Genomic DNA, 13,412 nt, shown 5'->3' with positions numbered 1-13,412 from the left:
TCACCTTGGCGCGTTCCACCTCGCGAGTGGCCGCCACCCGCGATGCAGCAAGTTCTTGGAGCGTGGCCCGCTGTTCTTGCGTCAGCACCAACGACGGCCGTTCAGATTTTCTCGCCATGATCACCGCTTTCATGAGTTGAAGAAAAAGCATAGCGATTATCATCTATTTAGTAACTGTATTGATGGAACGAACTACTAGAAAGCACAAGAGGTGTTGGCCAAGGGCGGCCGTGCCCACTGGATCAAGCCGAATCGAGGCAGTGGCTGGGCCGTCGCCTTGTTTGCCCTGAGCATCACAATCACAGCTTGGGCTACAGCTGCATGGCGCTGGAAAGTGGAGCCCAGCGCGCTGAATGGTGGAGCCCAGCGCGCTCGGGGCAGGCGCTCAAAGCGCCAAACGCGCGCGCGCAGCTTGGTATTGGGCTTTGAACTGGGCCACCAAATCGGCCGTGCTTTGCACCGCATGGATCGCGCCAATGCCCTGGCCACAGCCCCAGATGTCTTTCCAGGCTTTTTTGGCGTCACCGCCAAAGTTCATCTTGCTGGGGTCAGACACCGGCAGGTTGTCGGGGTCCAGGCCTGCAGCGCGGATGGACGGGGCCAGGTAGTTGCCGTGCACGCCGGTGAACAAGTTGCTGTAGACGATGTCGTCCGAGTTGCTGTCCACAATCGCTTGCTTGTAGTCCTCGGCTGCGCGCGCTTCGAGCGTGGCGATGAAGGCCGAGCCGATGTAGGCAAAGTCGGCACCACAAGCCTGCGCCGCCAAGATGGCGTCGCCCGAGGCGATCGAGCCGGACAGTGCGATCGGGCCATCGAACCACTGGCGGATTTCTTGGATCAAAGCGAAGGGGCTTTTCACACCCGCGTGGCCGCCCGCACCGGCGGCCACCGCGATCAGGCCATCAGCGCCCTTTTCAATCGCCTTGTGCGCGTGCTTGTTGTTGATGATGTCGTGCAGCACCACACCGCCGTAGCTGTGCGCGGCCTGGTTGATCTCTTCGCGTGCGCCCAAGGAGGTGATGATGATCGGCACCTTGTATTTGACGCACATGGCCATGTCGTGTTCCAAGCGGTCATTGCTTTTGTGCACGATTTGGTTGATGGCAAAGGGCGCGGCCGGCTTGTCCGGATTGGCCTTGTTGTAAGCATCCAAGGTTTCGGTGATTTCAATCAGCCACTCTTCGAGTTGCGCAGCGGGCCTGGCGTTGAGTGCGGGCATGGAGCCCACCACACCGGCCTTGCACTGCTCGATCACCAGTTTGGGGTTGCTGATGATGAACAGGGGCGCAGCGATGGCGGGGAAGGGCAGATTCGTCAGAACGGGGGGCAGTTTAGACATGGGGTCTCCTGAAAATATCGGTCTATTGTGTGGGGTCAAACGGATCAAACGATGTCGGCGCGGCGATAAGTGGTCTATGGGTTATGTCGCGTCAACTTCGAGGTCAGCGCGGATAGAGGGCTTTCGCGGTCGCAGACCGCTCCTACGGGCGTCGAAAATCAAACCATTTTCGCGGTCGCAGACCGCTGCTACAGAAGTCACACATCACCCCGTAGGAGCGGTCTCTGACCGCGATGGCGCGTGGCACACGCCCCATGCAGCTTGTTCAGCCACGGGTCAGAAAGCGTCGAGTGCCATCGCTGTCACGCTGCCTGCGCCTTCCACGATGGCGTCGCGCATGCCGGGGGCCTTGCTCAGCATGTGGTCGGCATAAAAGCGGGCGGTGATGACCTTGGCGGCCATGAAAGCGGCGTCTTGGGCTTGCGCCTGTGGCGTCAAGGCCACCAGCAAGGCCCGGCCCATTTGCCAGCCCGCCATCAGATTGCCTGCCAGCATGAGGTAGGGCACGCTGCCTGCAAACACTTCGTTCGGGTGGGCCTTGGTGTTGCCCGCCACAAAGTTCACCACGTCCACAAAAGCTTCACGCGCGGCTTGCAGGCGCTTGGCAACCACCAGCGCGTCGGCATGACCAGAGGCGATCAACTCGCCTTCGGTCTGTGCCACCTGCGCGGCCAGCGCCTTGGCGGTCTGGCCGCCGTCGCGGGCGGTTTTGCGGCCCACCAGGTCGTTGGCTTGGATGGCGGTTGTGCCTTCGTAGATGGTCAAAATTTTGGCATCGCGGTAGTACTGCGCAGCACCGGTTTCTTCGATGAAGCCCATGCCGCCGTGCACCTGAATGCCCAGGCTGGTGACTTCCAGGCTCATCTCGGTGCTGTAGCCCTTGACCAGCGGCACCATGAATTCGTAGAACGCCAGGTTTTGCTTTCGCACCTCGGCATCCGGGTGGTGGTGCGAAGCGTCGTAAGCGGCCGCAGCGGTGGTGGCCATGGCGCGGCAGCCTTCGGTGTAGGCGCGCATGGTCATCAGCATGCGGCGCACATCGGGGTGATGCAGGATGGGGCCAGCGGCGGGCAAGCTGCCGTCCACCGGACGGCTTTGCACGCGGTCACGGGCGTATTGCACGGCGCGCTGGTAAGCACGCTCAGCAATCGCGATGCCTTGCACCCCCACGGCGTAACGGGCGGCGTTCATCATGATGAACATGTACTCCAAACCCCGGTTTTCTTGGCCAACCAAGTAGCCCACGCCACCGGGTCCGGTGCTGTCTGCAATGCTCCCCGCCGTTGCGTCACCAAACTGCAGCACCGCTGTCGGGCTGGCCTTGATGCCCATCTTGTGCTCGATGCTCACGCAGTGCACGTCGTTGCGTGCGCCCAATGTGCCGTCGGCATTCACCAGTACCTTGGGCACCACAAACAGGCTGATGCCTTTGACGCCCTCGGGCGCGCCCACCACGCGGGCCAACACCAGGTGCACGATGTTTTCGGCCATGTCGTGCTCACCGTAGGTGATGTAAATCTTGGTGCCGAAGATTTTGTAAGTGCCATCGGGCTGGGGTTCGGCGCGGGTGCGCACAGCGGCCAGGTCTGAACCGGCTTGCGGCTCGGTCAAGTTCATGGTGCCAGTCCACTGGCCAGAAATGAGTTTTTCAAGGTAAGTGGCTTTGAGCTCGTCCGAACCTGCGGTCAGCAGCGCTTCGATCGCGCCGTCGGTCAGCAAGGGGCACAGCGCAAAGGCCATGTTGGCCGAGTTGAGCATTTCGCCGCAGGCCGCGCCAATGGTTTTGGGCAGTCCTTGGCCACCGAATTCAGTCGGGTGCTGCAGGCCTTGCCAACCGCCTTGGGCATAGTGTTGGTAAGCCTCTTTGAAGCCGGGCGTGGTGGTCACGCCGTTGCCGTTGTGAAAGGACGGGTTCTTGTCACCTTCCCAGTTGAGGGGCGAGATCACGTCTTGGTTGAGTTTGGCGCATTCTTCCAGCACCGCCTGCGCAGTCTCCAGGCCTGCGTCTTCAAAACCGGGGATCTGCGCGATCTGGTCGATGCGGGCCAGGTGCTCGATGTTGAAAAGCATATCTTTCAAGGGGGCGATGTAGCTCATGGTGTGGTTCCTGCGTCAGTGGGGTGTGGGGTATGGGGTGCTGGGGTTTGACGTCAAGGGCATGACGCTGAGGCAAGCTTTGCTGAACAGCGTCGCGGGGCGGGTGGTGTTTGTTCGCCACTCAGGCAGGGGCCTGCGGCGGGGCTCAGAGGCGCTTCGCTTTGCCACATCGCCCCACCGCAGGCCCCTGCCCGAGCGGCTGCGTTCAGGGTGGCTCGAGCGGCTGACGTTTCCATGGGTGACATCCAAATGGAGCACTCATGGGCTTGTCTTTCAGGCGTGAGCGCAAACGGCATAAAACGCAGTGCGCCGGGTTCGGTGGCCGGGGATGGCGATGTGGCAAAGCAAAGCGCCTCTGAGCCAGCCCCGGCCACCGGACTCGGCGCACGCAAAGAAGGCAGGCCCTGTTTCAGCATGAATGCGTTCTCAGGGCCACTCAAAAATCACAGTGCCTGCGTCAACTCAGGCACGGCCGCGAACAAATCGGCTTCTAGACCAAAGTCCGCCACGCTGAAGATCGGGGCCTCTGGGTCTTTGTTGATGGCCACAATGACTTTGGAGTCCTTCATGCCCGCCAAATGCTGGATCGCGCCCGAAATACCGCAGGCCACGTACAACTGGGGCGCAACGATCTTGCCGGTCTGGCCCACTTGCAGGTCATTGGCGGCATAACCGGCGTCCACTGCAGCGCGGCTGGCACCGATGGCGGCGCCCAGCTTGTCGGCCAAGGGGGTCATGATGTCATTGAACTTCTCGGCGCTGCCCAAAGCGCGGCCACCCGAGACAATGATCTTGGCGGCGGTCAATTCGGGGCGGTCGTTCTTGGCGATCTCGCTGCGCGTGAAACTGCTTTTGCCGCTGTCGGCTTGTGCAGCGGCGCTTTCGACAGCAGCGCTGCCACCGGTGGCGGCTGCAGCGTCAAAGCCGGTGGTGCGCACAGTGATGACCTTGGTCGCGTCGGTGCTTTGCACCGTGGCCATGGCGTTGCCCGCATAAATCGGGCGCTCAAAGGTGTCGGCCGAAAAAACTTGTGTGACATCGCTGATCTGACCCACGTCCAGCTTGGCCGCAACCCGGGGGGCCACGTTTTTGCCCGCAGCGGTGGCGGGAAAAAGGATATGGCTGTAGTTGCTGGCGATGGCCAGCACTTGCGCGGCCACGTTTTCAGCCAAACCATGGGCCAGCGCGTCGCTGTCGGCGTGGATCACTTTGGACACCCCGGCAATTTGGGCCGCAGCAGCAGCGGCAGCGGCAGCATTGTGGCCCGCCACCAGCACATGCACCTCACCACCGCAAGCGGCGGCGGCGGTCACGGTGTTCAGGGTGGCACCCTTGATTGAGGCGTGGTCGTGTTCGGCAATAACTAGAGCGGTCATGGTGGTTGGGCGTTATGGGTTGAAGCTTGGGCGTTGAGCGATTGGCTTTGGACGATGGGCGTTGGTTTGAGCTTTTCAGCTGAAAAGCCCAGCGCTCAAGGCGGCAGGTCAGATGACTTTGGCGACGTTTTTCAATTTGTCGACCAAGGTGGCGACGTCAGGCACCTTCATGCCGGCGCTGCGCTTGGCGGGCTCGGCCACCTTCAGGGTTTTGATGCGGGGCGACACGTCCACACCCAAATCTTCTGGTTTGAAAATATCGAGCTGCTTTTTCTTGGCCTTCATGATGTTGGGCAGGGTCACGTAGCGCGGCTCGTTCAGGCGCAGATCGGTGGTCACCACCGCTGGCAGGCTGACCGACAGCACTTCCAGACCGCCGTCGATCTCGCGCGTCACCTGGGCCTTGCCGTCCACGATCTCGACTTTGCTGGCAAATGTGGCTTGGGGCAAATCGGCCAAGGCGGCCAGCATCTGGCCGGTCTGGTTGCAGTCGTCGTCGATCGCTTGTTTGCCCAAGATCACCAGGCCGGCTTGCTCTTTGTCAAGCAAGGCCTTGAGCAACTTGGCCACAGCCAAAGGTTGCAGGTCCAAATCAGCGGGGGTTTCAACCAAGATGCCACGGTCTGCGCCGATGGCCATGGCGGTGCGCAGGGTTTCTTGGCACTGCGTCACGCCGCAAGACACGGCGATCACTTCAGTGGCGAACCCTTTTTCTTTCAATCGAACCGCTTCTTCCACCGCGATTTCGTCAAAGGGGTTCATGCTCATTTTGACGTTGGCGATGTCCACGCCCGAACCGTCGGACTTGACGCGCACTTTGACGTTGTAGTCCACGACCCGCTTCACGGGAACCAAAATTTTCATGAAAGCTTCTCCATTGATAGCAAAAATCAAGCGCCTCAAAACACCAAGGTGTTGTTGACGTAACGTCAACGTCAATTGTGCATCAAAAGCGCGTCTCAAGCCGGGCGCTTTTTACAAAAAAGCACGGTCGTTCGTATTCTAATCAGCTTTTTAAAAAGCCCCTGTCAAGAACCGCTCTTGCCACACCTGCCAGAAGTTCACCGACACGGGGCAGTGCCCAAGGGGCGTTTACAAAGGGCCGGCGTGTTCACTGGAGCCCGGGTCTTCGCCCGGGATGAAAAAAAACCCAATTTGACAAAAAACCCGGGCAACAGAAATCAGGGCACCATGGCTGTATTCGCTTCATCGGGCCAGATCAAAAGCTCCGCGCGCAAACGCAAGAACCCGTGTCAATCCGGGCAAGTTGCCAAACCAGGCTGACGACTGGACACGAATACTCAAACACTTTTGTGCCAGCCATGACCTGCTGCTGCGTTTGCGGCAAGGCCTTGGTGTCGGCATGAATTGTTTGTGGCGATCAACCTGCAGGGCGTTGCAGCCATCAGTCTGGGGCCGTATTCGGCGATGCATTGACCATGTGCATCACCCGCTGCGGGTAAGGGATCTCGATTTTGTGTTCGCGCAGCGAGGCCAAGATCATCATGTTGATGCTTGAGCGAAGTGCCAATTGGCCATTTTCCGGATCGGCAATCCAGTAACTCACGGTGAACTCCAAACCATCCGCGCCAAATTGGCTCAAAAAGGCATTGGGTGCGGGGTCTTGCAGCACCCGCTCTTGGCTTTCGCATGCCTTGATCAAGAGCTGACGCACCAAATCCACATCGCTGTCATAGGCCACCGACACCAAGCTCGTTTGCGACGTCTTGGAGTCCATCAAGGTGAAGTTTTCCACTCGGTTGATGATCAAAAATTCATTGGGCACGATCGATTCTCGGCCGTTCAGCGCGCGAATCACGGTGTAGCGCGCCTTGATGTCAACAATGCGGCCCTCAAAACCATCGACCAACACCAAGTCGCCAATGCGCATGCTGCGCTCGGCCAAGATCACAAAACCGCTGACGTAATTGGAGGCCAGCTTTTGCAAGCCAAAACCAATGCCCACACCCACGGCACCGCCCAGCACCGACAACGCTGTGAGGTCTATGCCCACTGAGGACAAGGCCAACAACAAGCCCACAAACAAAAGCAAAGCCCGCGCCGTGTTGCTGACCACCTTGCGCAGCGACAAATCGCTGCCGGTGGCCGATTTGAGCAAGCGTGCCTCGATGGCCGCTGACACCCACAGCGCCACAACCAGCACCGCCCCGGCCGTGAGCGCCCCTTCAATCAGGGTGCGCACCGACAAAACGCTGGCGCCCACTTTCCAAGTGATCTGGTCCAACTCGTGCAGCACCAGCGGCAAAATGCCCGTGACCCACAGCACCACCGCGCCCCAGGCCAGCCAAGAAATCGTTCGCTCTGCCACTCGCACAAAGGGGGCATTGGCAAACGCCACCTGCAAAACCTTCACACCCAGGCGAATCACCGCCAAGGAAATGCACACCGGCAGCAAGACCGCAAACAAGGGCAGGGCTTGCTGCTGCGTCAGCACAATTTGCGCCACAAAAGTCAAGCCCAAGAGCAGCACCGGAAACAGCACCCCGTCAACCAGATTGCGGCCCAACAAAATGGCCAACTCTTGACCGCGGAACACCCGGCGCACCCCCCAGGTCATGAGCCAAGCCAACACCAAACACCCGGCAAAAGCACCCAAAGCCATGATGGACTCAGGGCGCATCAAGGACTCCAACAAAGCCATGGGGAGGACCACCGCCCTGTCGCTCACGTCCGCCATGAGGGTGTCCTTTTTTCAATGAAGGCCTGAACGCCCTCTTGCGCCACATCGTGCACCATGTTGCAAGCCATGGTTTGTCCAGCGAGCTGGTAAGCCGCTTCAATCCCCATCTCGCGCTGCTGGTAAAACAAGGCCTTGCCCAAACGAACCGCCTCCCGCGGTTTGGCCAAGATCGCTTGAACCAAGTCCTCGGTCTGCGCGTCCAGCTCAGCAGCAGAGCAAACGCGGTTCACCAAACCACGGCTTTGGGCCTCGGCTGCGCTGATGAAACCACCCGTCAGCAGCATTTCCATGGCCTGCTTGGCATGCATATTGCGCACCAAGGGCACGCTGGGCGTAGCACAAAACAAACCCACATCAATGCCGTTCACCCCGAAAGTGGCGCTGTCTGCCGACACCGCCAAATCGCACTGCGCCACCAACTGGCAACCCGCCGCCGTGGCCAAGCCTTGCACCCGGGCAATCACAGGCACTGGGAGCTTTTGGATGGCCATCATCATGCGGCTGCACTGGGCAAAAAGTTGTTGGTAATAGGTCAGCTCGGGCTGGGCGCGCATTTCTTTCAGGTTGTGCCCGGCGCAAAAAACCTTGCCCGCCGCCCCCAAAACCACCACCCGCGCATGCGCGTCTTGCGCGATCACGTGCAGTGCTTGCTGCAGGCCGGCCAGCATGGCCTCGCTCAAAGCGTTGAAGCTGGTGGGGCTGTTCAGGGTCAGCCGGTGCACGCCACGCGCATCGCGCTCGTGCAACAGCCCATCCGGGGTTTGGGGTGCGATTGATTCGGTCATGGGTCAGATTGTGCCGAAACTCCATCCCCAGCCCACCAATTGGCCTTGACGGCTTGTCTTAAACGTCGGCCAAAACCCTCAAATGCGCCTCGACGCTGCGCCCAAGCGCACTCAGGTTGTAGCCGCCCTCCAGGCAGCTGACGATGCGGCCTTGGGCGTGGCGCAGCGCCACATCTTTGATGCGCTGGGTCATCCAGGCGTAATCTTGCTCCACCAAGCCCATCTGCCCCATGTCATCTTCGCGGTGCGCGTCAAACCCGGCGCTGATGAAAATCAGCTCGGGCTTATGGGCTTCTAGGCGAGGCATCCACAGCATGTCAACCAATTCGCGGATGTCCATGCCCCGGGTGTAAGCCGGCACGGGCAAGTTGACCAAGTTGGCCGCGTCCGATGTCGAGCCACCATCGGGGTAAAACGGGTGCTGAAAAAAACTCACCATCAAAATGCGCCCGTCGCCCGCGACGATGTCCTCAGTGCCGTTGCCGTGGTGCACATCGAAGTCCACAATCGCCACGCGCTTCAAACCATGGCGCTCCAGCGCGTACTTGGCCGCAATCGCCACGTTGTTGAAAAAGCAAAAACCCATGGCCTTGTCACGGCACGCATGGTGGCCGGGCGGGCGCACCGCACAAAAAGCATTCTCCAGCTCACCCGCCAACACCGCATCGGTGGCATCGATCGCTGCACCTGCCGACACCAGCGCGGCCTCCCAAGTGTGGGCATTGATCATGGTGTCCGGATCCAAGCTGGTGTGGGTGGGTCCGCCAGCCGCCATGTCCTCGCGCAACATGTCGCCCAAACCGCGCAAAGCCGCCACGTGCATGCGCCCATGGGCCAGCTCAATGTCGGCCAAGGCTGCAGGACTGGCCTCACGCCTTTGCAAAGCCATGTCCACACCGCTGATCAGCAGCCGGTCTTCGATGGCCCCCAAACGCTCAGGGCACTCCGGATGGCCCGCGCCCATCTCGTGCTTCCAGCAAGATGGGTGGGTGAAATAACCTGTCGCGCCCATGGTCTTGTCTTCCCGAATGGTCTCAGCCTAGAGGCCGATGGTTTTGTTGGGTGGCTTTGATTTTGTGGGTTCCAGCTTATCACGGGGTCGATCACAATTCTGAGCCCCGAGCGTGGTGGCGCGGCGTTTAAACTGGTCAACCCATGCACCCAGTTTTCTCTCCCCTCGCGCCAAGCGCCTTTTTCAAAGGCTGGACGCCCTTGGCTTTGTCGCTGCTTTTGATCGCTTTTTGCCCCAAGGCCACAGGGGCTCAAACTGAACCCGCCTCCCCCACCAAGGCAGCCCAACCCCAACGCCCAAAAGCCAAGGCAAGCCCAGCTGCTCAAGCAGCAAGCGGCGCTGCAAAAAGCAGCGCCAAATCGGCCGTGGCAAACACTGCAGGCACATTTTTCAGCGCCTCGAGTGCCGCCGTGGATTGGTCAAACCAAGCCGCTGAGCGCTTGCAACTGGACCCACAATGGGTGCGCAAGCAGCTAGGCCAAGCCCGTCGCTTGCCCTCGGTCGAGCGCCTGGTTTTGCCCCCCAGCAACCCTGCCGCCAAAAATTGGGCCGCTTACCGCGCCCGCTTCATTGAGCCGCAACGCATCCAGGCCGGATTGCGTTTTTGGCAAACCCACCACAGCGCACTCAAACGTGCTGAGCGCGAATACGGCGTGCCCGCCTCGGTGGTGGTGGCCATCATTGGCGTGGAAACTTTTTACGGCCAATACACGGGCAATTTCCGCGTCATCGATGCCTTGGCCACTTTGGCTTTCCACTTTCCGGCGGCGCACCCGAGAGCCGCTGCCAGAGAAAGCTTTTTCAAAGGCGAGTTGGAACAATTTCTCTTGCTCAACTGGCGCAACGGCACCGACCCCCAGGGCATTCGGGGCAGCTACGCAGGCGCCATGGGCCTGCCGCAATTCATGCCCTCGAGCTGGGCGCGCCACGCGGTGGACTTTGATGGCAATGGCCGCATCGACTTGTTTGGCAGCCCCCAAGATGCCATCGGCTCGGTGGCCAACTACTTCAAAGCCTTTGGCTGGCGGCCCGGCATGCCCACGCACTACCCCGTGACCCTCACCCCGGGCCAAACCGACATGGACAGCCTGATGGCCCCCGACATCTTGCCCACCTTCAGCGTGGCCAACTTTGTCAGCAAGGGCGCCAGCTTGTCAGGCGACGCGCTGCAGCACACCGGCCCACTGGCCTTGATCGAACTGCTCAATGGACCCGATGCCCCCAGCTACGTGGCCGGTACAGAAAACTTCTACACCATCACCCGCTACAACTGGAGCAGTTACTACGCCATGGCGGTGATTGACTTGGCCGAAGCGGTGGCGCGCGAAATGCAAAACAGCCGCTGAGGACCGCAACGCATGAACCCCCTCAACCCCAAAAAACTGCTGCTGAGCAAGTGGACCGCAGTCAAACCGGTGGCCAAGCAAAAACACTTTTTGGTCAGCCGGGTGATCCAACCCGAGTTGCCCACCGATCCGATCGAGAGAGTGGAACTCGAGGCGGTGTTTTCCAAGGCTGTTCAGGTCATCGCATGGCGTGAACTGCAGGATGACGGGGTTTGGCGACAGGGCTGGGTTTGATCAGTTTGACTCTAAGTCAATATAAACAACCGTCACAAATTTTTGTCCTGCTCGGTTGTAGCCTGCAACTCGAATACGGATTTGAGACACGGTTGTGTTTCTCATCACGTCACCCCAGCCGAAAACGGCCGATGTCGCCCCTTTGGGCAAGGAATAATATTCCCTGATGGTGTCTCCATTGAAACCAACCGCTTGGATGTATGCGCCATCAATCTGCAAACCATCAGGCATCGTGAAATCAACTCGCATACTCTGATTCGGACCAAAGGAAGTTGAAGTCACGGGAGAACCATTTATTTTGATGGACGTGACATTTACGAACATGCTCGCTGACAACTCGGCGTAGTCCTTTGGAACTCGATCAACCGGCACCTTGTATCCAGCGCCGTTCAATGACTGACCCTGCGCATCTTCGAATACGATGTTGTACGGCTGCGTCAACTTGACTTTGGGCACATCAAGGCACGGCAAGAAAGCCTCTTGAAGCACCGCACTGGCGCAATCCCAAAAGCCGTTGCCATCAGTCAAAGCTGGCGATGAAATTGACATGAAATCATCATAGATATTGGTCGTCAATAGAAGTGGGTTTAGGAAACCCAGGCCCGTGATTTCTGCTTGTGCGATGCGCGGATTGTTTTTTCCGCTGTTGTTGTAAGCAAAAGGAGAGACATCGAAACGAATGCCGTTTCGGATTCTGGGTTGAGAACGATTGACCAACTGGTTGGTCACCGACAAAGTCAGTTCATGCTCATTTTTAAACTCAACGCTAGCAATTTGAGCATTACCGCTGATTCTCCAGATGCCGGCTATTTTGCTTAACTCCAAGCGCTCGGAATCTGCTGCAAACTCGCTGCGTGTTTTGTAACCAATCCTGACCAGGGTTGTCGCTTGGCTAGAACTGATCTGCAAAAGGGACCAACTCGTGAAACTCGCGCCCACAAGATCCAGATCTGAACTGATTTCGTCAGCGAACTGCTGAAAAGACTCACCGTTCAAGATGAAATTTTCGGAGGTATCAAATATGCCGCTGTCAGCCACCTGTTTAGAGGTCGGTAATTGCCTAGAAAAAAGGTTTTCCAGCTTACTCAGCACTTCACCGATGGCCTGAACATCGCCAGCTGTAGAGATGCTGATACCAACCATGTTTTCTACAGGAATAGGCGTTGATGTGATGGGCCGTGTCACATCAATGAGTGCCATTTTGTCTTGCGTGATCAGATTGCGCAGTGCAGCGACAGAAGTGTCGACGTCGTATTCCACTTTGACCAAATCCATCAAGGCATCCAAACCAGAATGATCGGCCTTGAAAAGGGTGCGAATCAGGTCAATGGTCTCAGTAACTCCAAGCTGAATCAAAACGGGCCTGAGTTTTGCAAAAAGTGTTTCTTGAACTTCACGAATTTTTGCATCCGTAAGCGAAGCCGCCAATGTGGGAATATTTGATTCGTCTGCCAAATACAAACTCACAAACTTACCTGCAATGCTTGACAAAAGCAGATCAGTGAACGGCGTCACATTGATCGTGCCGCCAACATCGGCTTGGGTTGCAGCAGAGTAATAAGTGACTGATACACCGGCAATGGTGCCTATCGCCTTGACAATGAACGGCCCTGTCATGCCATTCACATCCACTTGGTATGTGCCATCATCCTTGATTTGCGTGCCTCTCTGGCTTCCAAACTTGTCCGTTACCTCCACATTGCCAATGATGGGTGAACCACCAGCAGCCACACCTGAAATGACTGTGGAGACAGAGGCTTGATTGTTCTTGCAAATTTCGCCGACAAGACCTCCAAAAGCAAAACCACTGGCATTACAACCACCTCCGCCACCGCACGAGGCCAGTAAAGACACACCGATGAATGCAATAAGCCACTGGAAGGTACGAAGCAGTTTTGGGAGGTGCATGGCGATGATTCTGGTGCCTATAAGAAATGACAAATAGGCATGACGATGTTGATCGCGCTTGGATAAGCAAAAGCTCGACGTGTGTTCAAGTCGATGACAACACCGACTGCACCCCCTGCAATGACATTACCGAGAAAGCCTGTCGAGAGACCTGGCCGGACATCGGTGCTTGCACCAGCGAGCAACCCACCACGGCAGTTAATGTAAAGGGGCTCAGTAGTTCTGGGAACGGTCAAGCGGGCCGGGGTTTCAAAATTGAAAGTTCTTCCCCCAACAGCTGCACTGCATGAGCTATTCAAAACCACCCGCGTACAGTCTGTTCGCACAGTCAAGGTTTGATGTGAATCGTTCAAAACGGATGCACACCCTCCGAGCATGAACACAGCAGACCACATTAAAGAAAGTTGAAGGCGGCTTTTCATAGGTTGGCATAAGTTCAATGACAATCATCAGTAATCGTCACTAAACCTTGCAACTTTAATACGAATAGAGTCCTCCGCATTGGCAATGACAATCGTCTCCAAGAACACATGTCAATTTAATAACTACATAGGAGCAGTCAGTAGTGTCCCAACGTTTTTCAGAGGAGAGAGAGCTGTTGAGGCTCAAATTCC

General features: G+C 57.9%; 10 protein-coding genes. 2 read left to right on the top strand and 8 right to left on the bottom strand.

Going from position 1 to position 13,412, the window contains the following annotated elements; all coding sequences use genetic code 11:
* Positions 1–385: 385 nt before the first annotated feature.
* From ACIQ39_RS15245 to ACIQ39_RS15215, 7 genes are all read right to left on the bottom strand, one after another.
* Positions 386–1,339 (bottom strand): NAD(P)H-dependent flavin oxidoreductase, encoded by a 954-nt coding sequence (locus tag ACIQ39_RS15245; RefSeq protein WP_396435457.1) that lies wholly within the window; start codon positions 1,337–1,339, stop codon positions 386–388.
* A 276-nt stretch (positions 1,340–1,615) separates the two neighbouring features.
* On the bottom strand, positions 1,616–3,436 hold the full coding sequence (locus ACIQ39_RS15240; RefSeq protein ID WP_396435456.1) for an acyl-CoA dehydrogenase: 1,821 nt from the start codon (positions 3,434–3,436) through the stop codon (positions 1,616–1,618).
* Between the two features lie 443 nt (positions 3,437–3,879).
* The gene (locus tag ACIQ39_RS15235; RefSeq protein ID WP_396435455.1) at positions 3,880–4,812 is read right to left on the bottom strand and encodes an electron transfer flavoprotein subunit alpha/FixB family protein; all 933 of its coding nucleotides are present in this window, start codon (positions 4,810–4,812) and stop codon (positions 3,880–3,882) included.
* A 108-nt stretch (positions 4,813–4,920) separates the two neighbouring features.
* Entirely contained in the window at positions 4,921–5,676 is a 756-nt protein-coding gene (locus ACIQ39_RS15230; RefSeq protein ID WP_396435454.1) for an electron transfer flavoprotein subunit beta/FixA family protein, read from the bottom strand.
* Between the two features lie 541 nt (positions 5,677–6,217).
* Positions 6,218–7,510, bottom strand: coding sequence for a mechanosensitive ion channel family protein (locus ACIQ39_RS15225; protein WP_396435453.1), 1,293 nt, complete (start codon positions 7,508–7,510; stop codon positions 6,218–6,220).
* Positions 7,498–8,298, bottom strand: coding sequence for an enoyl-CoA hydratase (locus ACIQ39_RS15220; RefSeq protein WP_396435452.1), 801 nt, complete (start codon positions 8,296–8,298; stop codon positions 7,498–7,500). Before ACIQ39_RS15220 ends, ACIQ39_RS15225 begins: the two co-directional genes overlap by 13 nt.
* A gap of 58 nt (positions 8,299–8,356) precedes the next feature.
* Entirely contained in the window at positions 8,357–9,310 is a 954-nt protein-coding gene (locus tag ACIQ39_RS15215) for a histone deacetylase family protein (protein ID WP_396435451.1), read from the bottom strand.
* Between the two features lie 365 nt (positions 9,311–9,675).
* On the opposite strand from ACIQ39_RS15215, the gene mltB reads away from it, so the two are divergent.
* Both mltB and ACIQ39_RS15205 read left to right on the top strand, forming a co-directional pair.
* Entirely contained in the window at positions 9,676–10,656 is a 981-nt protein-coding gene (mltB, locus tag ACIQ39_RS15210; RefSeq protein WP_396435450.1) for a lytic murein transglycosylase B, read from the top strand.
* Positions 10,657–10,668: 12 nt separating this feature from the next.
* Positions 10,669–10,890 (top strand): TIGR02450 family Trp-rich protein, encoded by a 222-nt coding sequence (locus ACIQ39_RS15205; protein ID WP_396435449.1) that lies wholly within the window; start codon positions 10,669–10,671, stop codon positions 10,888–10,890.
* On the opposite strand, the gene ACIQ39_RS15200 is transcribed toward ACIQ39_RS15205, so the two are convergent.
* The gene (locus ACIQ39_RS15200; RefSeq protein WP_396435448.1) at positions 10,891–12,798 is read right to left on the bottom strand and encodes a hypothetical protein; all 1,908 of its coding nucleotides are present in this window, start codon (positions 12,796–12,798) and stop codon (positions 10,891–10,893) included.
* Positions 12,799–13,412 lie beyond the last annotated feature (614 nt).

This window comes from Limnohabitans sp. (assembly GCF_044361645.1).
Classification (GTDB): domain Bacteria; phylum Pseudomonadota; class Gammaproteobacteria; order Burkholderiales; family Burkholderiaceae_C; genus Limnohabitans_A.
The sequence above is the reverse complement of the archived record's forward strand: the minus strand, read 5'-3'. Positions and strand labels throughout refer to the sequence as shown.

Coding starts and splice junctions, on each gene's coding strand:
- ACIQ39_RS15245 (WP_396435457.1), bottom strand. CDS start 1,339: ATGTCTAAACTGCCCCCCGTTCTGACGAATCTGCCCTTCCCCGCCATC.
- ACIQ39_RS15240 (WP_396435456.1), bottom strand. CDS start 3,436: ATGAGCTACATCGCCCCCTTGAAAGATATGCTTTTCAACATCGAGCAC.
- ACIQ39_RS15235 (WP_396435455.1), bottom strand. CDS start 4,812: ATGACCGCTCTAGTTATTGCCGAACACGACCACGCCTCAATCAAGGGT.
- ACIQ39_RS15230 (WP_396435454.1), bottom strand. CDS start 5,676: ATGAAAATTTTGGTTCCCGTGAAGCGGGTCGTGGACTACAACGTCAAA.
- ACIQ39_RS15225 (WP_396435453.1), bottom strand. CDS start 7,510: ATGGCGGACGTGAGCGACAGGGCGGTGGTCCTCCCCATGGCTTTGTTG.
- ACIQ39_RS15220 (WP_396435452.1), bottom strand. CDS start 8,298: ATGACCGAATCAATCGCACCCCAAACCCCGGATGGGCTGTTGCACGAG.
- ACIQ39_RS15215 (WP_396435451.1), bottom strand. CDS start 9,310: ATGGGCGCGACAGGTTATTTCACCCACCCATCTTGCTGGAAGCACGAG.
- ACIQ39_RS15205 (WP_396435449.1), top strand. CDS start 10,669: ATGAACCCCCTCAACCCCAAAAAACTGCTGCTGAGCAAGTGGACCGCA.
- ACIQ39_RS15200 (WP_396435448.1), bottom strand. CDS start 12,798: ATGCACCTCCCAAAACTGCTTCGTACCTTCCAGTGGCTTATTGCATTC.